We start from the raw sequence: 21,421 nt of genomic DNA on the forward strand, positions 1-21,421 counted from the left end.
CCGGCCTCAGGCGGCCTTGGCCATCCGCCGGTACTGCGTCAGCAGGAATTCCGTGTAGCCACTGGCCTGTGCCGCCCCTTCCAGGACCAGCGCGCAGGCCGCCTTGAAGGCCACGCCATCGAAATGGGGCGCCATCGGCACATAGGCCGCGTCTCCCGCATTCTGCTTGTCCACGATGGCCGCCATACGGCGCATGGTTTCCACCACCTGCGCCTCGGTGACGATGCCGTGGCGCAGCCAGTTGGCGATGTGCTGTGCGGAGATGCGCAAGGTCGCGCGGTCTTCCATCAGGCCCACATCATGGATGTCCGGCACCTTGGAGCAGCCCACACCCTGGTCAATCCAGCGCACCACATAGCCCAGGATGCCCTGGGCATTGTTGTCCAGTTCGGCCTGCAGGTCGGAGGCGGGCCAGTTGGTGTTGCTGGCGACGGGGACGGTCAGCAGCTCGGTCAATTGCCCGCGGCGGCCGCCGGCGAAGATTTCCGCCTGCCGCGCCGCGACATCCACCTGGTGGTAATGCAGCGCATGCAGCGTGGCGGCCGTGGGGGAGGGGACCCAGGCGGTATTCGCCCCGGCCTTGGGGTGGCCCACCTTCTGCTCCAGCATGGCGGCCATGGCATCGGGCATGGCCCACATGCCCTTGCCGATCTGGGCGCGGCCACGCAGCCCGCAGAGCAGGCCGATATCCACGTTCCACTCCTCATAGGCCTTGATCCAGGCCGTGCCGCGCATGTCGTTCTTGCGGATCATGGCGCCCGCTTCCATCGAGGTGTGGATCTCGTCACCCGTGCGGTCCAGGAAGCCCGTGTTGATGAAAGCCACGCGCTCGGCCGCCGCCTGGATGCAGGCCTTGAGGTTGACGGTTGTGCGCCGCTCCTCATCCATGATGCCCATTTTCAGTGTGGCATGCGGCAGGCCAAGAACCTGCTCCACGCGGCCGAACAGCTCCACCGCCCAGGCCACTTCCTCGGGGCCGTGCATCTTGGGCTTCACGATATAGACGCTGCCGGTGCGGCTGTTCAGGCGCTTGCCGCGCAGGTCATGCAACGCAATGGCTGAGGTGATCAGCGCATCCAGGATCGTCTCGGGCACCTCGGCGCCGTTCCAGGTGACGGCATCCGTCATCATGTGGTGGCCCACATTGCGCACCAGCATGACCGAACGGCCGGCCAGGGTCAGCGTTCCGCCAGCGGCGGCGGTGTAGCTGCGGTCCTCGTTCAGGCGGCGGGTGATGGTTTTCCCGCCCTTTTCGAGATCAGCCGAGAGCGTGCCGTTCATCAGCCCCAGCCAGTTGCGGTAGACATCCACCTTATCGGCGGCATCCACGGCGGCCACGCTGTCCTCGCAATCCTGGATGGTGGTCAGCGCAGCTTCGAGCACGAGGTCCGCCACGCCCGCGGCGTCCTCCTTGCCGACCGGCGTGGTGCGATCAATCCGCAATTCCAGATGCAGGCCGTTATGCACAAAGAGCAGCGCCGTGGGCGACGCAGCCTCACCCGTATAGCCCAGGAATTGTGCTGGATTGCGCAGCGGAACCGCGCCGCCGCCCTGCAGCGCCACGGCCAGAGCGCCATCCTTGACCTGGTATTTCAGCGCCTCGGCATGGCCCGCACCCATTAGCGGCACGGCCTGGTCCAGCACCTTGCGCGCGAAGGCGACGACCTTGGCGCCGCGCGCCGGATTGTAGCCGCGGCCGCGCTCGGCGCCATCGGCCTCGGAAATCGCATCCGTGCCGTAGAGCGCATCATACAGGCTGCCCCAGCGGGCATTGGCGGCGTTCAGCGCATAGCGTGCGTTGTTGACGGGCACCACCAGCTGCGGGCCGGCGATGGCACCTAGCTCGGGGTCCACATTGGCGCTGGTCACCTGGAAATCGGCGGGTTCGGGCAGCAGGTAGCCGATTTCGCGCAGGAACGCCTCATAGGCGGCGGCGTCCATCGGCTTTTGCGAATGCGCCTGGTGCCAGGCGTCAATCTTCGTCTGGAGCGCGTCACGCTTGGCGAGCAGGGCGGCGTTGCGCGGGGCGAGATCGGCCAGGATGCCGGAAAGCCCGGCCCAGAACGCCTCGGGCGCCACGCCGGTGCCGGGCAGCGCCTCAGCCTCGATGAAGGTCTTCAAAACGGGTGCGACATGAAGCGCCATCATCTGACTCCGTAATCCAGAATATTGTCACGCGCGGTTTACGCCATTCATGGTGCAGTGCGGAAGAGGCTGCCGGCGTGCTTCCCGCTTTTTCGGCTCTTTCCTGCCATTGGCCGCGACAGCCGGCTGATTTCGGCAGCCTGTCTTGCGGAGCGCCGCGCTGCATTGGAGCATGGCGCCAGAAAAGCCCCAGGAACCGCTGATGTCCCTCCTCCCGCATGTCTCCCAGCATTGGATCATTCGCAAGCCGGCCGCGCGCGGTGAAGGCGGCATGGTCGCCAGCCAGTCGCGCGATGCGGCGGAAGCGGGGGCGGAAATCCTCCGCGCCGGCGGCACGGCGGCCGATGCGGCGGTGGGCGCGGCCTTCGCGCTCGCCACGGTCGAGCCCTGGAACAGCGGCCTGGGCGGCATCGGCTTCACCCAGGTGATGAAGCCGGGTGGCCCGGCCGAGACCTTCGATTTCGGCCCCGTCGCCCCGCGCGGCCTGGACCCTTCCGCCTATCCGCTGACGGGCAAGCTGAAGAACGACCTGTTCGCCTGGCCCGAGGTGGTGGGCGATGTGAATATCCATGGCCCGAAATCGGCGCTGATCCCCTCGGCCGTGGCGGGCTATGCCGAATTGCACAAGCGGCATGGCCGCATGCCGATCAAGGATGTGATGGCGCCGGCCGTGGCACTGGCGCGGCGCGGCCTCAGCCAGGATTGGTTCACCACGCTGAAGGTGGCCAACAGCGCTTCCGTGCTGCGGCTCTATGAGGAGAGCGCCCGTATCTACCTGCCCAACGGCCTGCCCCCCGTGCCGCCCTATCAGGGGACGCCGGGCTTCTTCCCGCAGGGCCGCCTGGCTGACACGCTGGAGCGTTTGCAGCATGCCGGCCTTGCGGATTTCTACACGGGCGATGTGGCCGCCTCCATCACGGCCGACATGAAGGCGATGGGCGGTTTCGTCACGGCCGAGGACCTGGCGCATTGCGCCGCGGTGGTGCGGCCGGCGCTGGAGCGCAAATTCCGCGGCCGCTCCTGGATGCTGGCCAATGGGCTGACGGCGGCACCCACCCTGGCGCGGCTGATGGAGTTGATGGAGGAGGCCCCCTACAACGCCATCCCCGATGCCGGCTGGTATGCGCATCTCGCGCGGTCCTTGCGCGCCGCCTATGCGGAGCGCCTGGCAGGGTTGGGCGATGCCGAGCCGAAAGGGGCCGATAGCTGCACGACGCATCTGACCGTGGCCGACAAGGACGGCATGATGATCGCGATGACGACCACGCTGCTCTCCTCGATGGGGTCGCGCATGGTGCTGCCGGGTTCGGGCGTGCTGATGAACAATGGCGTCATGTGGTTCGACCCGACGCCGGGCAGCGCCAATGCCATAGCGCCCGGCAAGCGCCCCCTTTGCAACATGTGCCCGGTCATTGCGCTGGACGCCAAGGGCATGCCGGAATTCGCCGGCGGCGCCTCGGGCGGGCGGCGCATCATGGCGGCGGTGTTCCAGGTGTTCTCCTACGCGCTGGATTTCGCCATGGAGGCCGAGGCTGCCTCGCACCACCCGCGCCTGGATGTGAGCGGCCCCGATGGCGTGACGGCGGACCGGCGCCTGGGTGAGGCCACCATCGCGGCCCTGGCCGCCGATGCCGAAGTCGAGGTGGTGGAGCATGCCGTGATGCCGGTGAATTTCGCCTGCCCGAACATGATCCAGCAGAAGGCCGGCATGCGCGTGGGCGTTACGGACACCATGTCGCCTTGGTCGGCGGCCGTGGCCGAATGACCCGCCCTGATGCACGCAGGGCCGCTTGGCCCGGAGGGCTGATGTGATGCAGGAGCAGATGATGCTGTCCCTGCCGGAGGAGATCGTTCTTCTCACTCTGGATGATGAAACGGGGCGCGCCATCGGCCGGCAGGGGCTGGCCACCTCGATCGCGCTGGCCGGCGCGGTGCTGATGGAACTGGCCCTCGCCGGCCGCGTGGATACCGACCGCAACCGACTGGAATTGCTGGACCGCAGCCCGACCGGCGATGCCGTGCTGGATGCGGGCCTCGCCCTGCTGACCGATGCGCGGGACTCACGCGGCGCGCTGATGCTCCTGGCGCGTGAGGAAGCCGGACTGCGCCCCGCCGTGCTTTCCGCCCTGCTTTCGCGCGGGCTGCTGCGCCAGGTGGATGGCCGTGTCCTGCTGGTCTTCCCCGAGCGGCGCTACTTCAAGCCCGAAGACCGGCCCGAGCCGCGCGAGGTCCGCGCCAGGCTGATCCGCAGCGTCGAGCGTGATGACATCCCCGAACCGCGTGAGGCGCTGTTGCTCGGCCTCGCGCGGGCGACGGCGCTCTTGCCCCTGCTGCTGCCGCTTGAACTTCTCGCCGCGCGGCAGGAGCGCATCGCGCTGCTGGCGCGGCTGGAGGCGCTGAACCGCTCGGTGTCGGAAACAGTGGGCGATCTCTACGTGACACGGCTTCGCTCGGTCTGAGGATGCCAACGGGCTGATTGACCGGGACTGGATCTGCGCTGATCCTGCCTTGGCCCAGTCAGCACAAGGATCCCGGTCCCATGATCAGCAAGCGCAACCTGCTCAGCGGCGCGGCCCTGGCCGGGAGCGCGATGGTGCTGGGCAAGGCCCAGCCCGGCATGGCGCAACCCGCGCCCGGGAGGCCTGGCATCATCGGCGCCGCGGAGATCGCTGAGCAGGCGCTGATCTACGGCCTGCCCATCGTGATGAACTACGCCGTGATGTACGAGTTCTGCGTGGATCGCAGTTCGTCACAATTCAAGGCGCCGTTCAACCAGATCTACAATGACGCGCGGGTCTTCACCTGGCGCGACACCGCCATCCCGACACCGAACAGTGACACGCCCTATTCCATGTGCTGGCTCGACCTGCGGGCGGAGCCCATGGTCATCAGCGTGCCCGCGGTGGAACGGCGCCGCTATTTCTCCGTGCAGCTCTGCGACGGCAACACCTACAACTACGGCTATATCGGCAGCCGCACGACCGGGAATGAGGCGGGGTCCTGGCTGGTGGTCGGGCCTGGCTGGCAGGGCACGCCGCCGCCCGGGGTCAAAGGCGTGTTTCGCGCCTCCACCCAATTCGGGCTGACGATCTTCCGCACGCAGCTCTTCGACCCGGCCGACATGCCCAATGTGGTGGCGGTGCAGGCGGGCTATCGGGCGCAGCCGCTCTCGGCCTTTCTCGGCCAGCCGGCGCCACCCGCCGCGCCCGCGATTGCCTGGCCGCGCATCACGCCGGACCTCGCGAAACACCATTTCCTGGAATATCTCGATTTCGCGCTGCAATTCGCCCCACCCCAGCCCAATGAGGTGGCGATCCGCGCGCAGCTGGCCCGCATCGGCATCGGTGCCGGCCGCCATGGCGACCTTGCCGCCATGCCGCTGCTCGACCGGATCGAGATGCTGGCGGGCATGTATGAGGGCAATCGCCGGGTCGAGCATGCGGTCAGCCAGGCCGGCACCGCCATCAATGGCTGGCGTGTCAGCGCGGTGCCCGGCAGCATGGAGGCCTATGACGGCAACTGGCTCCTGCGCGCCGTCGTCGCCAAGGCGGGCATCTATGCCAATACCACCGAGGAAGCCTGTTATCCCTTCACCCGCGAGGATTCGACGGGCGCCACGCTGGATGGCGGCACGGGCCGCTACAGCATCACCTTCCCGGCCGGGCAATTGCCGCCGATCAACGCCTTCTGGTCCATCACCATGTATCACGGCGGCAATCAGTTGCTCGTCGAGAACCCGATCAACCGCTACCTGATCAACACGCCGATGCTGCCGGGCATGAAGACCAATCCGGACGGCTCGCTCACCATCCACATCCAGCGCGAGGACCCGGGCGAGGCGCTGCGGCCGAACTGGCTGCCGGCGCCCAATGGGCCGATCTACCTGGTGATGCGGCTCTATTGGCCGAAGACCGAAGCCCCCTCCATCCTGCCGATCGGGCAGGGGGCGTGGCGGCCGCCGGCCGTGATGCGGGTCAGCTGACGGGCGCGGCATGGCGCTTGCGTAACCTGTTCCAGGAACCGTCGCTGCCCCCGGACTGCATGGCATTTGTGCAATCTCGTGGCAGCGCCCCGCATGGAGAGATTACGAATGATGCAGCGTCGCCACCTTCTGGGCGCCACCGCCGGGCTTCTGGCCGCACCCGCCATCGCCTCGGCCCAATCGGGCGCCCCCTCGTCCACCTGGCCGACCCGCGCGCCGATCCGCCTGGTCGCGCAATTCCCGCCGGGTGGTCTGGTGGATACCGTGACGCGTCTTGTCGCCCCGCCGCTTTCGGCCGCGCTGGGCCAGAATGTCGTGGTGGAAAACCGCGCCGGCGCCGGCGGCGTGATCGGCACGGATTACGTGGCGAAGCAGCCGGCCGATGGCTACACCTTCCTGATGACGCATGCCTCGGTGATGGTCTATTCCGCCGCCACCCTGCCGCGCCTGCCCTTCGACCCGATCAACGACTTCACGCATCTGGCGCTGCTGGTCGAAGCATCGAGCGTGCTGCTGGTGAAGGGCGACAGCCCGATCCGCACCTTCGCCGACTACCTGCAGGCCGCCCGCACGCGCCCCACGCGCTATGGTTCCTCGGGCATCGGCTCGGCGCCGCATATGCTGGGCGCCATGCTGGCGGGCACGGCTAACCTGACCCAGCTTGACCACGCACCCTATGCCGGTTCCGCACCCGCCATGCGCGACCTGCTGGGTGGCCATATCGAGAGCCTGATTGATCCGATCACCACCAATGTGGAGGCGATGAACAACGGCACGCTGCGCGCGCTGGCCATCTCCACGCCGCAGCGCCTGCCCGCCTTCCCGAATGTGCCGACCTTCGTGGAACTGGGCTTCCCGAGCCTGGTGCAGACGCAATGGGTGGGCATCTCGGCGCCCAAGGGCCTGCCGCAGCCGATCGCGGAGCGGATGATGCGCGAAATGCCGGGCGTGATGCGCAACCCCGCCATCGTGACGCGCACGACCGAGTTGCAGACCCTGCCGCGCAACCCGGTGCCGACCGGCCCGGCCTTCGTGGAGATCATGACGTCCGAGCTGGCGACGGCGCGCCAGGTGGCCCAGCGCTACAACATCACCGCGGCCAGCTGAACCGGAAGGGGCGGGGTGCTGCGGCACCCCGCCAATTCGACCTGAAAAGGGGGCGGTCCGGTTCGCCGGGCCGCCCCTTCTTGCGTTCAGGCGGCGAGCGCCAGGCGGTCCTTGCGGCATTCCATCAGCGGCTGGATCTTCTGGCCAAAGCTGTCCATGCCCGTCATGAAATCATCGAAGCACAGCATGATGCCGGCAACACCCGGCATGGCCGCCACCTCATCCAGCATGCGCGCGCAGGAGGCATAGCTGCCGACGATCGTGCCCATGTTGAAATTGATGGGCGAGGGGTTGCGCTGCACGGCGGCGGCCATCGAATTGGCCTCGGTGTTCACATCCTGTGCGGCGTGGCCGAGCAGATGCGCGAGCGCCGCGCGGTCCGCCCCGCGCTCATAGCTGTCCCACTTGGCCATGGCCGCCTCGTCCGTCTCGTCCGAGATCACCATGAACAGCATGTAGGCGCCGACGTCGCGGCCGGTCTTCTTCGAGTGTTCGAGCATGCGCGCGGGAACGGGGGCGGATTTCGTGGGCTCGTTCACGCCCTCACCCAGGCAGAAATTGTAGTTGCAATAGGTGGCGCCGAATTCCATCCCGCGGTCGGACTGGCCGGCGCTGACGATCTTGATGGGCTGGCTCGGCCGGGGACTGAGCTTGCACTTGTCCATCTGGAAGTACTGGCCCTTGAAGTCGCTCTCGCCGGTCTCCCAGAGGTCCTTCAAAATCTGCACATATTCCGTGCTGTAATCGTAGCGCTTGCCGAAATGCTCATCGCCCGGCCACAGCCCCATCTGGCTGTATTCCACCTTGTGCCAGCCCGAGACGATATTGATGCCGAAACGGCCGCCCGAGATGCTGTCAATCGTGGAGGTCATGCGCGCGACGATGGCGGGCGGAATGGTCAGCACCGCCGTGGAGGCAAAGAGCTTGATCTTGCTGGTGACGGCAGCAAGGCCCGCCATTAGGGTAAAGCTTTCCAGGCCATGGTCCCAGAACTCCGTCTTGCCGCCAAAACCATGCAGCTTGATCATGGAAAGCGCGAAATCCAGGCCATAGCCCTCGGCCTTCTGCACGACGGTCTTGTTGAGCTCGAAGCTCGGCATGTATTGCGGCGCGTTTTCCGAGATCAGCCAGCCATTGTTGTTGATGGGGATGAAGACGCCGATATCCATGGAGATTCTGCCTTTCGCCACAGGCCGGAACGCCCGGCCAGTTGCAGGATTGCCAGCAATTCATGTGCCATCGGGCAAGGTGTCATGCTGGACATGCCGGGCCAGGACGAACAACATCCCACCACCCTGTCGGAGGCGAATGCCATGAAGCTCACCATGCCCGAGGAAATCATCCTCCTCCTGCTCGATGACAAGACCGGCCGACCCATCGGCCTGCCAGCCCCCGCCGGCGACTATGCCCTGGCGAGCGCCATCCTCATGCAGCTGTCGCTCAGCGGCAGCATTGATACCGATCTCGAGAAGCTGATGGTGACAAGCCATCGCCCCTCCGGCGATCCCGTGCTGGATGAGGCGCTGACGATGATCTCGCTCAACCCGGGCCAGCGCGACAGCCGCCACTGGATCGTCGAGATCGGCCGCCATGCGGAGCATTACCGCAACATGATCCTGGAGCGCCTGGTGGCGAAGGGTGTTCTGAAAAAGGAGGAAGGGCGCTTCCTCTGGGTCTTCCCCGACCGTCGCTACCCCAAGGCGGCCGAGGGTGAGCTGGACGTCACCGAGGTCCGCGCCCGCCTGCGCGCGGTCATCCTGAGCAATGACATCCCGGAGCCGCATGATTCGCTGATGATCGGCCTCGCGCGGTCTGCCGGCATCATCCCGATCATCCTCAGCGCCGCCGAGCAGGAAAAATACGGCAAGCGCGTGGATCAGGTGGCCGATCTGGAGGAGCTGGGCCGCACGCTCTCCAGCGTCACGCGGGAGGTCTATGCGATGATGCTGGCCTTTGCCGGTTCGCATTGAGGCGGGCAGGGCGCGCCACGCCCCCGCTCAATCCTCGTTTTCGAGCCGCTCGATATCCTCGTCGGAGAGGCCGAAATGGTGGCCCACCTCATGCAGCAGCACGTTGCGGACCAGGCGGAACAGATCCTCGCCCGTTTCGATCCATTCGAGCAGGATGGGTTCGCGGTAGAGCAGGATCGTATCCGGCTCGCCCGGCGTGTCCTGCGTGGATTTGCGCGTCAGCGGGGTCCCGCGATACAGGCCGGTGAGTTCCCAGGGGCTGTCGAGGCCGAGCTCGGCCACGATGTCATCCTCGGGCACCTCTTCCACGATGATCGCCGCGCCGCGCACCATTTCGCGCAGCGCCTGGGGGATTGCGGCCAGCGCATCCTCGGCCATTTCCATGAGATCTTCGAGGCTGGGTGGCGTGGTCGGGCGCATGCCCGATAGATGCCACGCGGTGACGGGACAGGGGAAGAGGCGGATGCTGGAACGATTGAGCGAGGCGGAGCGGGAAGCCATGGCCGGCGAACTGCCGGAATGGCAGGTCCTGGACGGGCGGGATGCCATCCAGCGGCGGTTCCGCTTCCGGGATTTCAACCAAGCCTGGGGCTTCATGGCGCGCGTGGCCTTGCTGGCCGAGGCGCAGGACCACCACCCCGAATGGTCCAATGTCTATAACCGCGTGGACATCACGCTGACCACGCATGATGCGGGCGGGCTTTCCGCGCGGGATTTGAAGCTCGCCCGCAGCATAGACGCGCTGTGATCCAGCCGGCGCCTGGCGGGGCTGAGGCCGGGCTGCCGGAGGCTGGCCGCCGGACGCTGGCCGTCACCCGCTCGGCGATGCGCTTCTGCCTGGCGCGCGCCTGGTCGCCCCTGGCGGAGGTGCCACTGCCCGATGGCCGGCGCGCCGATATCCTGGCCCTGCGCCCCGATGGGGGCTTCGTCATCATCGAGGTCAAATCCTGTGCGCGGGATTTCCTCAGTGATGCCAAGTGGCAGGCCTATCGCGCCTTCGCGGATGAGCTGCATTTCGCGGTGGATCTGGATTTCCCGCAGGCGCTGCTGCCCGGCGATGTGGGGCTGCTGGTCTGCGATGGTTTCGAGGCTTCCGCCCTGCGGGAGGCGCCCGCCCATCCACTGGCGCCCGCCCGGCGCCGCGCCTTGCTGCACCGCTTCGCGACCCTGGCCGCTAACAGGCTCGCCGGCCTCGCGGACCCGGCGGGGCTGGTTGAGCGCAGGGCGGCGCTGCGGCTGGAATAGCCGCATGTTGGCCGCGCGGTCGCCTCGCGCGATGCGGCTCAATCCGCGGCCATTCCGGCCAGGGCGCGTTCCAGCACCGCGGGCGCGCGGATCACGAGCGCCCCGCTGCGCCGCTCCAGCACCCCGTCCCGCAGCAGGCGTGCCACCTCGCGCGAGACTGCCTCGCGCCGCGCGCCGATCCGGCTGGCGATGATCTGCTGCACCGGTGGTGGCGAGATTGCCCGCGCGCCATCGGCGGCGGGTGGCCCGGCGGCGCGCAGCAATTCGGCATAGAGCCGATGGCGCGCATCGAGCGTGGTCAGCTCCAGCAGCCTCGCATTGCTCTCACGGATGCGCTGCGTGAGCACCCGCAGGAGGCGCAGGGCCAGCGCCGGCGCCTCGGCCAGCAGCGCCATGAAGACCTGGCCCGGGATCCGGCAGATGCGGGTGCGGTGCAGCGCCGTCACGGAGGCCGAGCGCGGCGCGCCGTCAATCGCGGCCATTTCGCCGAAGAAATGCCCGGCGGTGATGTCATCCAGGATCAGCTCCCGCCCGCCCACGGTGCGCACCGCCACTCGCACGCTGCCCGAGAGCACCAGGAAGACATCAACCGACGCATCGTCGAAATCCAGGAGCAATTGCCCTGGCGCCGCGTTGAGCCATTGCATCCGATGGAGATGGCGCTGCAGCAGCGCCGGCGGCAGATCGGCGAGGAGCGCGATGCGCCGCAGTTCACGCGCGGCGTCGCTCACTCGATCACGTCCTCGGCGCGGCTGAGCAATGGCAGCGGCAGGTCGAGGCCCAGCGTCTCGGCGGTGCGGCGGTTCAGCACCAGCTCGAAGCGGATGGGCTGCTCGATGGGCAGGGTGGCCGGCGATGCGCCGCGCAGCAGCCGAAGCAGCATGGGCGCCATCCGCTCCCGGTACAGGCCGACCATGTTGGGACCATAGGCCGCGAGCCCGCCTTCACGCGCCATGTCGGGCCATTGATACACCGCCGGCAGCCGCAGCGCCGCGACGCGCTCATAGATGATGGCCCGATTGTTGAAGAGCAGCGGGGTGGCGAGAAGGTTCAGCCCCTCGGCACCGGCGCCATGCAGGGCGGTGATGGCGGGGCCAATCTCCTCCGGCGTCCGCACGAGGCGAAGGTCGAGCGTCAGGCCGCGCAGGGTGGCGCCTGCCTCCAGCGCGGCCGCGCGCCCGGGCGTCATCAGCAGCGCATCGCCGAGGGCCGCGATGCGGCGGGCGCCGGGCAGCAGTTCGGCCAGCACCTCCTGCCGCTTTTCATCCAGTTCGGCCGCGAGCAGGCTGACCCCCGTCACATTGCCGCCAGGGCGCGCATAGCTGGCGGCGAAGCCGGCGCGCACCAGGTCATCCGTCATGGCCAGGATGGGGATGGATGGGGTGGCCTGGCGCGCGGCCTCTATCCCGGCATCGCCGCTGGTGTGGATGGCGTCCACGCCCTGCGCCACCAGCGCGCGGGCATGGGCCGCGAATTGCTCACGCCGGAGGCCATGGCCGGCGGGGTCGAGCGTGACCTGGCGCCCATCCTCCAGCCCCAGCAGCCGCAACCCTTCGCGGAAGCCGATGTGATGCGGCGCCGTCCAGGGCGCGAGGTGCAGCGAGCCGACGCGCCACGGCCGGCCGGCGGGCTGCGCCAGGGCCGGGCTGGCCGGCACGAGCCATGCCAGCGCCCGCCGGCTGATGGCGCGCTGGGCCGGTGGTCTCATCGGATTTCCCCTTGCATTCGCGGCACGCCGAGGCTGCCATGATGGCAGGGATCAGTGTGTGCGAAAACGCACATTGAAATCTACCCCGATCCGGCATGCTGCCTGGCAGGTCGGGCCTGCAGGCAAGAGGAGGGCCGCGCGATGCCATGCGGAATGTCGTTCGTCTTGGGCCTGCAGCCCTGGTCGGGACGGGGCGCGCGCGCCGGCCGCCAACCTCGCCCGCGCTGACGAAGTGATCCAATGATCCAGCGCCGCACCCTCGCCGCCGGCCTTGTCATGGCGCACACGGCCCGCGCGCAGACCCGCCGCGCCGCCATTGGCCTCCTCATGCCATACCCGGCTGATGACGCGCTGCTGCGCCGCCGCGTGGGCGCCCTGCGTGAGGCGCTGGACCGGCTCGGCTGGTCGAGCGCGCGCGGCACGGTGTTCGAGGAGCACTGGACCGGCGATGACCCCGCCGCCATTCGCCGCGCGGCCGAGGCGCTGGTGCGTTCTGGCGTGGACATCATCGTCACCACCGGCAGCCGGGTGGTGCCGGTGGTGCAGCGCGCCACCGCCGCCATTCCCATCATCTTTGTCGGCACATCCGACCCGGTGGGCCAGGGCTTCGTCGCCAGCATGACGCGCCCGGGCGGCAATACCACGGGCTTCGCCCAGCTGGAGCTGCGCGACGGCACCTCACCCATGGTCGGCAAGCAGGCGGAGCTGCTGCGGGAATTGCTGCCCGGGCTGCGGCGCCTCGGGCTGATGTTCAATCCGCAAAACCCGGCGGTGACCTTCCATGCGCGCAGCTTCGCCGAGATCAGCGAAAAGCTTGGCGTTGCGGCCGCCCTGATCCCGGTGGCGGGCCCGGCCGAGATCGAGCAGGCCTGCGCCGCCTTCGCTGGCTTGCCCATGCCGGGCGCCATGGTCCTGCCCTCGGACCTGACGCTGCTGGGCCAGCGGGACGCGGTGGTGGCGGCGATGGCGCGGCATCGCCTGCCCGCGATCTACGCCGATGAGAGCTTCGTGCAGATGGGCGGGCTCGCTTCCTATGCGGCCGACCGGCTGGCGCTGTTCCGCCGCGCGGCCGGCTATGTGGACCGCATCCTGCGCGGCGACCGGGCGGGCGAGCTGCCGGTGCAGATGCCCACGGCCTACGCGCTGTGGCTGCACCTGGCGACGGCCCGTCAGCTCGGCATCGAGGTGCCGGCGAGCCTGCTGGCGCGGGCGGATGAGGTGATGGAATGATGTTGCGACGCGCATTGCTGGCGGCGCTGCCGTGCTCCGCCGCCCTGGCCCAGCCCGCCGACCGCATGCGGCGCATCGCCTTCATCGCCGCCAATGCCGAGAGCGACCCCGATGCGCAGGCCCGCGCCGCCGCGCTGCGGCAGGGCTTGCGCGAGCTTGGCTGGATCGAGGGCCGCAACCTGCACATCACCTATCGCTGGGGCGGTGGCGACCTGGCCCGGGCCGAGGCGCATGCGCGGGAGCTGGCGGCCCTGGCGCCGCAGCTCATCGTCTCCAACGGCACGCCGCAGCTGGCGGCACTGCAACGCCACATGCGGGAGATCCCCATCGTCTTCGTGGTGGTGGTGGACCCGGTGGGGGCCGGCTTCGTCGCCAGCATGGCGCGGCCGGGCGGCAGCATCACGGGCTTTGCCACCTATGAGCCCGAACTCGGTGGCAAATGGCTGGACGCGCTGCTGGAATTCGAGCCGGGGCTGCGCCGCGTGGGGGTGGTGACGGACCCCGATTTCCGCGGGTTCGGCAGCCTGGTGGAGCGCATCGAGAGCCTGGCGGCGCCGCGCGGCATCGCCGTGCGGCAGCTGCATTTCCGCCGTCCGGAGGATGACGTGGAGGCAGCCATCGCGCAATTCGCCGAGGGGCCTGAGGCCGGGCTGGTGGTGATTCCCACGGCACTCAATCTGCTCGCCCGCGGGCGCATCATCACCGCGGCTGCGGGCGCGCTTCTGCCGGCCATGTATCCCTTCCGCACCTTCGTCGATTCGGGCGGCCTCATGTCCTACGGGTTCGAGCCGCTGGACCTGTTCCGCCGCAGCGCCAGCTATGTGCACCGGATCCTGAATGGTGAACGGCCGGCGGAACTGCCGGTGCAGCTGCCCACGCGGTTCGAATTCGTGGTCAATCTGCAAACGGCGCGGGCATTGGGACGCGAGATGCCGGACATGCTGCTGGCCCGCGCCGATGAGGTGATCGAATGATCGGCCGGCGGGTCCTGTTGGCGCTGGCGCTCAGCCATCCCGCAGCGGCGCAGAGCCGCCTGGCGCGCTTGGGGCTGCTCTCCTCGGGGCAGATATCCATCGAGCAATTCCGCCAATGGGGGCTGCCCGAATTGGCGCGGGAGGGCTTCATCGAAGGCCGGACACTCAGCCTCATCGCGCGCTCGTCGGAGGGGGATGCCGCGCGGATTCCTCTGCTCGCCCGGGAAATCCTGGCCGCACGCCCGGATGTGGTGGTGGCCGTCTCCAACCCGGCGGCGCATGCGATCCGGGCGCTCGACCCGGCGATGCCCATCGTCATGGGCTTTGCTGGAACCGATCCCGTGGCCGATGGCCTGGCCATCAGCCTGGCGCGGCCCGGCGGCACCGTCACCGGCGTGGTGATGCTGGCCGAGGAGCTGGACGTGAAGCGGCTGGAGCTGATGCGCACGGCACTGCCCGGCGCGCGGCGCATCGGCTTCCTGGCAGGGGCCACCTTCGTCCCCGCGCGCGTGCCGGCGATCGAGGCGGCGGCGCGGCGCTTCGGCGTGGAGCTCCTGGCGGTGCGCGCCGGTGGGCCCGAGACCCATGCCGCGGCTTTCGCAGCACTGCGCGATGGCGGGGCGGAGGCGCTGGTGATCGCCTCCTTCCCGGCGTTTTCGAGCCATGCGGCGGGGCTGGCCGAGCGCGCCCGGGCCGCGGGGCTCCCCACCATCTGCGAATGGCGCTCGATGGCTGAGGCCGGCTGCATGTTGAGCCACGGCCCCGGCAATGAGGAGCTGCGCCGTCAGGTCGCGCGGCAGGTGGCGCGCGTGCTGCGCGGGCAACCGCCCGGCGAGATTCCGATGGTGCAGGCCGAGCGGTTCGAGACGGTGGTGAACCTGCGCATCGCGCGTGAATTGGGTGTGGAGCTGCCGCCGCTGGTGCTGGCCGCCGCGCAGGAGGTGATTGAATGATCGCGCGCCGCATCCTGCTCGCTGCCCCATTACTGGCTGCGCCCGCCGCGCTGGCGCAGCGCGAAGCCTCGCTCGCGACCTTCCTGCCGGCCCTGCGCGCCGGGCTTGCCGCATTCGGGCTGGTCGAGGGGCGCAATCTCGGCATCGAATATCGCTTTGGCGATGGCGATGCCCGGCGCGTCCCGTCGCTCGCGGCGGAATTGGCCCGGCTGCCGGTCTCGGTGCTGATCGTGCAGGGGGCGGCGGCGCAGATCGTGGCCGGCCTTGGATTGCCTGTCCCGCTGGTCGTCGTCATCAGTGGGGACCCGGTGGAGGCAGGGTTGACGGCCAGCCTGGGCCTGCCCCCCAGCCTGCTGGCCCGCGCAGACACAATCCTGGATTGACCATGCGCCCCAGCTTTTCCCTCACCCAGCGCCTTTCCCTCACCCAGCGCCTGTCCCTCGCCCAACGCCTCGCCCTGGCCTTCATCGGCCTGGTGGCCGCCGTGCTGGTGGTGAATGGCAGCATCAGCATGTGGTTCGCCTATCAGGAGGCGACCGAGGCGGCTGTGCGCATCGAGCAGGAAAAGGCCGATGCCGCCGGGGACCGCGTGGTGCAATTCGTCGCCGAGCTGGAACAGCAGATTGGCTGGACCACACGGGCCGACTGGCCGCGCGTGCCTATGGAGCAGCGGCGCTACGACTTCATTCGCCTGCTGCGCCAGGCCCCGGCCATCACCGAGCTGCTCTACCTTGATGGCGCGGGCCGCGAACGGCTGCGGCTTTCGCGCCTGGAGCCGGATGTGCTGGATAGCGGCCAGGATCTGAGCGGCGATCCACGCTTCCTGGGCAGCCGCCAGTCCCGCGTCTGGTACGGCCCGGTCACCTTCCGCCGCGGCTCGGAGCCCTACATGGCGCTGGCCGTGACGCATGCCGGGCGCAACCCGGGTGCGACCATCGCCGAGGTCAATCTCAAGCTGATCTGGGAGGTGGTAACCGCCATCCGGGTGGGTGGCACCGGCTATGCCTTCGTCACCGATACGGCCGGCCGGCTGATCGCCCATCCCGATATGAGCCTGGTGCTGCGTGAGACGGATCTGGCCGCGCTGCCGCAGGTGGCCGCCGCCATTGCCGGGGGCGGCGGTGCGCGCGTGCGCGCGGCGCGGGGCCTCGATGGCCGCTCCGTTCTCTCGGCCCATGCGGTGATCCCGCGCCTGGGCTGGATCGTCTTCGTCGAGCAGCCGACGGCCGAGGCGCTGGCCCCGGTCTATGCCGCGCTATACCAGACGCTGGCGTTGCTGGTGCTCGGCGTGGTGCTGGCGCTGGCGGCGGGCGTGGTGCTGGCGCGGCGCCTGACGGGTCCGATCCGCCAGCTGCAGGCCGGTGCCGAACGCCTCGGCCAGGGTGATCTGGCGCAGCGCATCCCGGTCAGCACGGCGGATGAGATCGGCACCCTCGCGCTGCGCTTCAACGAGATGGCCGGCCGCATCCAGGAAGCGCAGGAAACGCTGGAGGCCAAGGTGGCGGACCGCACCCGGGAGCTGGCCCGCTCGCTCGATGAGTTGCGCGCCACGCAGGATCGGCTCGTGCAGACCGAGAAACTCGCCTCCCTGGGCCAGCTCACGGCGGGCATCGCGCATGAGATCAAGAATCCGCTCAACTTCGTCAACAACTTCGCGGCATTGTCCATCGAGCTGCTGGATGAGCTGGAGGAAGGCCTCGGCCGGGCGGGACATGCGCTGCCCGAGGCGCTGCGCGCCGATATCGCCGAGCTGTGCGGCATGCTGCGCGACAATCTCGCCAAAGTCACCAACCATGGCGGCCGCGCCGATAGCATCGTGCGCAACATGCTCGCCCATTCGCGCAGTGGCGAGGGCGAGCGCCGGGTGGTGGCGCTGAACGGCCTGGTGGAGGAAGCGCTGAACCTCGCCTGGCATGGTGCCAGGGCCGAGCGGCCGGATTTCAACGTGACCCTTGGCAAGCGCCTGGACCCCGCGGTCGGTCAGCTGGATCTGCTGCCGCAGGAGTTTACCCGCGTGCTGCTCAACCTCTTTGGCAATGCCTTCCACGCGCTGGGGCGCAAGCAGGGCTTGGCCGGGCCGGGTTTCCTGCCGCATCTGGATGTTGCCACGCGGGCGCTGACGGATGCCGTGGAGCTGCGCCTGCGGGACAATGGCACGGGCATCCCCGAGGCCGTGCGCGCGCATATCTTCGAGCCCTTCTTCACCACCAAGCCGCCCGGTGAGGGCACTGGCCTTGGCCTCTCGCTCTCGCACGACATCGTGGTGCAGCAGCATGGCGGCAGCATCGCGGTGGCGACCGAGGAGGGCGAGTGGACCGAATTCATCCTCACCCTGCCAAGCCGCCGCCCGGCCGAGGCGGTTGGGGCATGAGCGTCCTGGTGCTGGTGGTGGATGACGAGCCGGACATCGTGCCGCTGTTCCGGCAGCGCTTCCGCCGGGACCTGCGGGCGGGCCGCTTCGCGCTCGAATTCGCCGGATCCGGCCCGCAGGCCCTGGGGCTGCTCACCGCCGCGCGCGGGCAGGAGATCATCCTGCTGCTCTCGGATGTGAATATGCCGGGGATGAGCGGTTTTGATCTGCTGGAGCGGGCCCGTGCGCTCCGCCCCGACCTGCCGGTGATCATGATCACGGCTTATGGCGACGCGGCGACGGAGGCACGCGCCCGGGCCAGCGGGGCCAGCAATATCCTGGCCAAGCCGATTGATTTCGCCGCGCTGCGGGCCGAGCTCGAAGCCTGCCTGGCCGCGCGGGAGGGCCGGGCATGAACCGCATCCTCGTCGTGGATGATGAGCCCGACCTGGAGGCGCTGCTGCGGCAGAAATTCCGCCGCGAGCTGCGTGAGGGCCGCTTCGCCATGCTCTTTGCCCGCGACGGCATGGAGGCGCTGGAAGTGATGGCGCGCAACCCTGATCTCGACCTCGTGCTGGCCGATATCAACATGCCGCGCATGGATGGCCTCACGCTGCTCGGCGCCTTGCAGGGCATGGCCGATCCGCCGGCCACGGTGATCATTTCCGCCTATGGCGACATGGCCAATATCCGCACCGCGATGAACCGCGGCGCCTTCGACTTCCTGACCAAGCCGATCGACTTCGCCGATCTCGATGCGACCGTCGCGAAGACGCTGCGCCACATCGCCGAGCGGCGGGAGAACCAGGCGCGCCGCCTGGAGGCGGAGCGCGCGCGCGCGGCGCTGGCGCGATACTTCTCGCCCAACCTTGCGGCCCAGCTTGCGGGGCCCGAGCCACGCCTCGACCTGGGCGGGCAGCGGCGCGAGGTCAGTGCCATCTTCACCGATGTGGCGGGCTTCACGGCCCTGGTGGAAACCCTGGAGCCGGCTGAGCTTGCCGGGCTGCTGAACGGCTATCTCGGCGGCATGACCGACATCGTCTTCGCCCATGGCGGAACGGTGGCCAAGGTGATGGGCGATGGCCTGCTGCTGCTGTTTGGCGCGCCCGATGCGCAGGCGGATCACGCGGCACGCGCCCTGGCCTGCGCCCTCTCGCTCGATGCCTTCGCCGAACGCTTCCGGATGGGCCGGGAGGTGGCGCTGGGCGTCACGCGCATCGGGCTGCACAGCGGCCCTGCCCTGGTCGGGGATTTCGGCGCGGGGCAGCATTTCGACTACACGGCCTATGGCGACAGCATCAACATCGCAGCCCGGCTGGAGGCGGCGAACAAGGTGATGGGCACGCGGCTGCTGGTCTCGGCCGCCGCGGCCGCTCAGGTTGCCGGCTTCCAGGGGCGGCCGGTGGGGGACCTGCTGCTGCGCGGCCGCTCCGAGCCGATTTCCGTGGTCGAGCCGCGGGCCGGCGGAGAGGCGGATGCCCAGGCTTATGGCGCGGCCTTCGCTTTGATCGGCCAGGATGATGCGGCAGCCCTGCTGGCGCTGGAGCGGCTGGAGGGGGATCCCCTGGCGCGCTTCCATGCCCGGCGCCTGCGCGCCGGGGCCAGCGGGCGCCTCGTGGATCTGCGATGAGCGCGGACGGGGGAAGCCTGGGCCGCGATCTGCGCGCTGGCGGCAATGCCGGGATCCTGGCCGCGGCGCAAACGCTGACGCATGGCATGATCGCTTTTGCGCCGCTTGGGCCGCAGGGCGTTGCCTTCGGCATGGCGGCGGCCTTGGCCGCTTCGGCGGCGGCGGGCCTGGCCGTGGCGCTGCTGGGCAGCAGCCGCCCGCTGGTCGGCACCACCACGGCGGCCACTGCCCTGGTCACCGCCGGATGCCTGACCGCCATCGGGTCCGTCCCGTTGGGCCAGGGCATCATGCTGGCCATGCTGCTGGCCCTCCTGGCCGGCGGGCTGATGCTGGCCCTGGGCCTGAGCGGCTTTGCCGGCCTCGCGGCGCTGACGCCCAGCCCGGTCACCCTGGGCATCGGCAATGCCATCGTGCTGCTCATCCTGCTGGGCCAGGCGCCGCTTTTGCTGGGCATGGCACCGGGGCAGGGCCTGGCGCTGGAGGGTGCTGCCCCCGCAGCGCTGCTGGTGGCGGGGGTGGCGGTGCTGCTCATGCTCAAGCCCTTGCCCCTGCTGCCGCCACCGCTGGTGGCCCTGGCCGTCGCCGGCCTGCTTCATCACGCGCTCGCCGCGGCGGCGCTGCCGGTGGGGCCGCTGGTCGGTGTGGCGCCCTCCATGCCGGAGCTGGCGGATGGGCTGCGTCAGGCCTGGCGGGAGGGGCTGCCGGCAGCCCCCTGGATGCTCGTGGTGACGGCGGCCCTCTCCATGGCGGTGCTGGGCGCGCTGGAGGTGCTGGTCGCAGGCAGCGCGCTGCGCGAGGCTTCGGGGAGGCGCGCCAATCCGGGCCAGGATCTGGCGGCGAGCGGCTTCGGCATGCTGGCAGGTGGGGCCAGCGGCGGTGCGCCTGCCGCGGCATTGGGCAGCATCAGCCTCGCCTGCTGGCGCTGGGGCGGGCGCGGCCGCGCCGCCATGCTGGCCCGCGCGGGGGTGACGCTGCTTGCGCTGCTGCTGGCGGGCCAGGCCATCGCGCTGCTGCCCTATGCGGCGCTGTCCGGTGCGCTGGTGGGTGCTGTGCTGCGGCTGTTCCAGGCCCGGCCGCTCTGGCCCTTCGCCGGCGTGGGATGGGCCAGGCGCGCCGCGGATGCGGGCGTGATCCTGGTGGTGATGGGCACGGCCCTGGTCTTCGGGCTGGTGGCGGCGGTGGGGGCGGGTGTCCTGCTCTCGGTGCTGCTCTTCACCGTCTCGATGTCGCGTTCGGCCATTCGCCGCTGCACGCGCAACCCGGTCGGCCGCTCGCGCGTGCGGCGCGCGCCGGAGGTCCAGCGGCGCCTGCGGGAGCTGGGCGCCAGCGTCGCGTTGGTCGAGCTGGAGGGCGCGATCTTCTTCGGCAGTGCGGAGAACATCATCGCCACGACCGAGGCGCTGCGCCGCGATGGCGCCGCGATCCTGGTGCTGGACCTCTCGCGGGTGACGCGAATGGATTTCTCGGGCGGGCGGCGCCTTCTGGAGGCGTGCCGCGCGGCACCCGGCCAGACGCTGCTAGCACCGCTCCATGCGGGGGGCCGCGCGCGGGAGGAACTGGCGGCACTCGGCCTGCTGGAGGCGTTGCCGCCGGCCAGCATCTTCCCCGACCTCGCCTCGGCCATGGAAGCGGCGGAGGAGATGCTGCTGGCCGCGCAGCGCGAAGCGGCACCGCCCGCGCCGCAGGGCGCGTTGGAGGCCCTGGCGGCGCTCGGCCTGCCAGGCCCGGTCCCGGCGCTGCTCCTGCCGCGCATGGAGGAGTGCCATTTCCCCGCTGGCGCACCGATCCTGCGCCAGGGCGAGCCCGCCGATGCCGCCTTCCTGCTGCGTGAGGGCGAGGTGATCATCAGCCTGCCCGGCACCGAGGGCCGGCCGGCGACGCGCCTGGCCGTGCTCTCGGCCGGCGTGATCTTCGGCGAGTCGGCGCTGCTCGGGGCGCGGCTGCGCAGCGCCGATGTGATGGCGCGCACCGAAGTGCGCTGCCTGCGGCTTGGTGTCGCGCAAGCCGAGGCGCTGCGGATCGCGGCACCCGAGGCGGCCTGGGCCTTGATGGCGGCCGTCGCGCGGCAGCTTTCGGCCCATGTCGCCGCCGCCAACGGCATCATTGACCAGCTGGAGTCCTGAGGCG

The 21,421-nt window shown here is 69.5% G+C and carries 20 protein-coding genes; 15 read left to right on the plus strand and 5 right to left on the minus strand.

The genetic code is table 11. The features are described from left to right. Positions 1–6: 6 nt before the first annotated feature. Positions 7–2,145 carry a malate synthase G gene (locus LHU95_RS09095; RefSeq protein ID WP_248711045.1) on the minus strand — a complete coding sequence of 713 codons (2,139 nt, stop codon included), beginning with the start codon at positions 2,143–2,145 and terminating at the stop codon, positions 7–9. Between the two features lie 202 nt (positions 2,146–2,347). On the opposite strand from LHU95_RS09095, the gene LHU95_RS09100 reads away from it, so the two are divergent. From LHU95_RS09100 to LHU95_RS09115, 4 genes are all read left to right on the plus strand, one after another. Beyond that, complete coding sequence (locus tag LHU95_RS09100) at positions 2,348–3,910, plus strand: gamma-glutamyltransferase (RefSeq protein WP_248711046.1); 1,563 nt, start codon at positions 2,348–2,350, stop codon at positions 3,908–3,910. Positions 3,911–3,956: 46 nt separating this feature from the next. Further along, positions 3,957–4,604 (plus strand): GPP34 family phosphoprotein, encoded by a 648-nt coding sequence (locus LHU95_RS09105; RefSeq protein ID WP_248711047.1) that lies wholly within the window; start codon positions 3,957–3,959, stop codon positions 4,602–4,604. A gap of 80 nt (positions 4,605–4,684) precedes the next feature. Further along, positions 4,685–6,127: a DUF1254 domain-containing protein gene (locus LHU95_RS09110; RefSeq protein ID WP_248711048.1), complete on the plus strand. Its 1,443-nt coding sequence runs from the start codon at positions 4,685–4,687 to the stop codon at positions 6,125–6,127. 108 nt (positions 6,128–6,235) lie between these two features. Next, the gene (locus tag LHU95_RS09115; RefSeq protein ID WP_248711049.1) at positions 6,236–7,234 is read left to right on the plus strand and encodes a tripartite tricarboxylate transporter substrate binding protein; all 999 of its coding nucleotides are present in this window, start codon (positions 6,236–6,238) and stop codon (positions 7,232–7,234) included. An 86-nt stretch (positions 7,235–7,320) separates the two neighbouring features. Here LHU95_RS09115 and rutA read toward each other — a convergent pair whose 3' ends face one another. Beyond that, positions 7,321–8,403, minus strand: coding sequence for a pyrimidine utilization protein A (gene rutA, locus LHU95_RS09120; RefSeq protein ID WP_248711050.1), 1,083 nt, complete (start codon positions 8,401–8,403; stop codon positions 7,321–7,323). An 84-nt stretch (positions 8,404–8,487) separates the two neighbouring features. Here rutA and LHU95_RS09125 point away from each other — a divergent pair, with 84 nt between their 5' ends. Further along, positions 8,488–9,204, plus strand: coding sequence for a GPP34 family phosphoprotein (locus tag LHU95_RS09125; protein WP_248711051.1), 717 nt, complete (start codon positions 8,488–8,490; stop codon positions 9,202–9,204). A 27-nt stretch (positions 9,205–9,231) separates the two neighbouring features. Here LHU95_RS09125 and LHU95_RS09130 read toward each other — a convergent pair whose 3' ends face one another. Beyond that, positions 9,232–9,624, minus strand: a complete 393-nt coding sequence (locus LHU95_RS09130) for a metallopeptidase family protein (RefSeq protein WP_248711052.1) — start codon at positions 9,622–9,624, stop codon at positions 9,232–9,234. Between the two features lie 43 nt (positions 9,625–9,667). Between LHU95_RS09130 and LHU95_RS09135 the strand changes: the two genes are divergently transcribed. Next, positions 9,668–9,952, plus strand: coding sequence for a 4a-hydroxytetrahydrobiopterin dehydratase (locus LHU95_RS09135; RefSeq protein ID WP_248711053.1), 285 nt, complete (start codon positions 9,668–9,670; stop codon positions 9,950–9,952). After that, positions 9,949–10,449 (plus strand): MmcB family DNA repair protein, encoded by a 501-nt coding sequence (locus LHU95_RS09140; RefSeq protein WP_283094300.1) that lies wholly within the window; start codon positions 9,949–9,951, stop codon positions 10,447–10,449. Before LHU95_RS09135 ends, LHU95_RS09140 begins: the two co-directional genes overlap by 4 nt. Before the next feature lie 38 nt (positions 10,450–10,487). On the opposite strand, the gene LHU95_RS09145 is transcribed toward LHU95_RS09140, so the two are convergent. Beyond that, positions 10,488–11,180: a Crp/Fnr family transcriptional regulator gene (locus LHU95_RS09145; protein WP_248711054.1), complete on the minus strand. Its 693-nt coding sequence runs from the start codon at positions 11,178–11,180 to the stop codon at positions 10,488–10,490. Next, the gene (locus tag LHU95_RS09150) at positions 11,177–12,157 is read right to left on the minus strand and encodes an ABC transporter substrate-binding protein (RefSeq protein WP_248711055.1); all 981 of its coding nucleotides are present in this window, start codon (positions 12,155–12,157) and stop codon (positions 11,177–11,179) included. Before LHU95_RS09150 ends, LHU95_RS09145 begins: the two co-directional genes overlap by 4 nt. A gap of 240 nt (positions 12,158–12,397) precedes the next feature. Here LHU95_RS09150 and LHU95_RS09155 point away from each other — a divergent pair, with 240 nt between their 5' ends. From LHU95_RS09155 to LHU95_RS09190, 8 genes are read left to right on the plus strand one after another with little or no spacing between them, the layout of a single operon-like run. Then, positions 12,398–13,387 (plus strand): ABC transporter substrate-binding protein, encoded by a 990-nt coding sequence (locus LHU95_RS09155; RefSeq protein ID WP_248711056.1) that lies wholly within the window; start codon positions 12,398–12,400, stop codon positions 13,385–13,387. After that, positions 13,384–14,361 (plus strand): ABC transporter substrate-binding protein, encoded by a 978-nt coding sequence (locus tag LHU95_RS09160; protein ID WP_248711057.1) that lies wholly within the window; start codon positions 13,384–13,386, stop codon positions 14,359–14,361. Before LHU95_RS09155 ends, LHU95_RS09160 begins: the two co-directional genes overlap by 4 nt. Then, on the plus strand, positions 14,358–15,314 hold the full coding sequence (locus LHU95_RS09165) for an ABC transporter substrate-binding protein (protein ID WP_248711058.1): 957 nt from the start codon (positions 14,358–14,360) through the stop codon (positions 15,312–15,314). Before LHU95_RS09160 ends, LHU95_RS09165 begins: the two co-directional genes overlap by 4 nt. Further along, positions 15,311–15,697, plus strand: coding sequence for a hypothetical protein (locus LHU95_RS09170; protein ID WP_248711059.1), 387 nt, complete (start codon positions 15,311–15,313; stop codon positions 15,695–15,697). Before LHU95_RS09165 ends, LHU95_RS09170 begins: the two co-directional genes overlap by 4 nt. Positions 15,698–15,699: 2 nt before the next feature. Continuing rightward, positions 15,700–17,685 carry an ATP-binding protein gene (locus LHU95_RS09175; protein WP_248711060.1) on the plus strand — a complete coding sequence of 662 codons (1,986 nt, stop codon included), beginning with the start codon at positions 15,700–15,702 and terminating at the stop codon, positions 17,683–17,685. After that, complete coding sequence (locus LHU95_RS09180) at positions 17,682–18,080, plus strand: response regulator (protein WP_248711061.1); 399 nt, start codon at positions 17,682–17,684, stop codon at positions 18,078–18,080. The genes LHU95_RS09175 and LHU95_RS09180 overlap by 4 nt, the downstream gene beginning before the upstream one ends. After that, positions 18,077–19,294 carry an adenylate/guanylate cyclase domain-containing protein gene (locus tag LHU95_RS09185; protein ID WP_248711062.1) on the plus strand — a complete coding sequence of 406 codons (1,218 nt, stop codon included), beginning with the start codon at positions 18,077–18,079 and terminating at the stop codon, positions 19,292–19,294. The genes LHU95_RS09180 and LHU95_RS09185 overlap by 4 nt, the downstream gene beginning before the upstream one ends. Then, positions 19,291–21,417, plus strand: a complete 2,127-nt coding sequence (locus LHU95_RS09190; RefSeq protein WP_248711063.1) for a SulP family inorganic anion transporter — start codon at positions 19,291–19,293, stop codon at positions 21,415–21,417. Before LHU95_RS09185 ends, LHU95_RS09190 begins: the two co-directional genes overlap by 4 nt. Positions 21,418–21,421 lie beyond the last annotated feature (4 nt).

The sequence above is a fragment of the Sediminicoccus sp. KRV36 genome (assembly GCF_023243115.1).
In the GTDB taxonomy this organism is placed as follows: Bacteria; Pseudomonadota; Alphaproteobacteria; order Acetobacterales; family Acetobacteraceae; genus Roseococcus.

What these genes read in the sequence shown, in the direction of transcription:
- rutA (WP_248711050.1), bottom strand. Translation starts at nt 8,403, where the DNA reads ATGGATATCGGCGTCTTCATCCCCATCAACAACAATGGCTGGCTGATC.
- LHU95_RS09160 (WP_248711057.1), top strand. Translation starts at nt 13,384, where the DNA reads ATGATGTTGCGACGCGCATTGCTGGCGGCGCTGCCGTGCTCCGCCGCC.
- LHU95_RS09170 (WP_248711059.1), top strand. Translation starts at nt 15,311, where the DNA reads ATGATCGCGCGCCGCATCCTGCTCGCTGCCCCATTACTGGCTGCGCCC.
- LHU95_RS09125 (WP_248711051.1), top strand. Translation starts at nt 8,488, where the DNA reads ATGCTGGACATGCCGGGCCAGGACGAACAACATCCCACCACCCTGTCG.
- LHU95_RS09130 (WP_248711052.1), bottom strand. Translation starts at nt 9,624, where the DNA reads ATGCGCCCGACCACGCCACCCAGCCTCGAAGATCTCATGGAAATGGCC.
- LHU95_RS09115 (WP_248711049.1), top strand. Translation starts at nt 6,236, where the DNA reads ATGATGCAGCGTCGCCACCTTCTGGGCGCCACCGCCGGGCTTCTGGCC.
- LHU95_RS09165 (WP_248711058.1), top strand. Translation starts at nt 14,358, where the DNA reads ATGATCGGCCGGCGGGTCCTGTTGGCGCTGGCGCTCAGCCATCCCGCA.
- LHU95_RS09155 (WP_248711056.1), top strand. Translation starts at nt 12,398, where the DNA reads ATGATCCAGCGCCGCACCCTCGCCGCCGGCCTTGTCATGGCGCACACG.
- LHU95_RS09135 (WP_248711053.1), top strand. Translation starts at nt 9,668, where the DNA reads ATGCTGGAACGATTGAGCGAGGCGGAGCGGGAAGCCATGGCCGGCGAA.
- LHU95_RS09190 (WP_248711063.1), top strand. Translation starts at nt 19,291, where the DNA reads ATGAGCGCGGACGGGGGAAGCCTGGGCCGCGATCTGCGCGCTGGCGGC.
- LHU95_RS09110 (WP_248711048.1), top strand. Translation starts at nt 4,685, where the DNA reads ATGATCAGCAAGCGCAACCTGCTCAGCGGCGCGGCCCTGGCCGGGAGC.
- LHU95_RS09100 (WP_248711046.1), top strand. Translation starts at nt 2,348, where the DNA reads ATGTCCCTCCTCCCGCATGTCTCCCAGCATTGGATCATTCGCAAGCCG.
- LHU95_RS09180 (WP_248711061.1), top strand. Translation starts at nt 17,682, where the DNA reads ATGAGCGTCCTGGTGCTGGTGGTGGATGACGAGCCGGACATCGTGCCG.
- LHU95_RS09150 (WP_248711055.1), bottom strand. Translation starts at nt 12,157, where the DNA reads ATGAGACCACCGGCCCAGCGCGCCATCAGCCGGCGGGCGCTGGCATGG.
- LHU95_RS09105 (WP_248711047.1), top strand. Translation starts at nt 3,957, where the DNA reads ATGCAGGAGCAGATGATGCTGTCCCTGCCGGAGGAGATCGTTCTTCTC.
- LHU95_RS09175 (WP_248711060.1), top strand. Translation starts at nt 15,700, where the DNA reads ATGCGCCCCAGCTTTTCCCTCACCCAGCGCCTTTCCCTCACCCAGCGC.
- LHU95_RS09185 (WP_248711062.1), top strand. Translation starts at nt 18,077, where the DNA reads ATGAACCGCATCCTCGTCGTGGATGATGAGCCCGACCTGGAGGCGCTG.
- LHU95_RS09095 (WP_248711045.1), bottom strand. Translation starts at nt 2,145, where the DNA reads ATGGCGCTTCATGTCGCACCCGTTTTGAAGACCTTCATCGAGGCTGAG.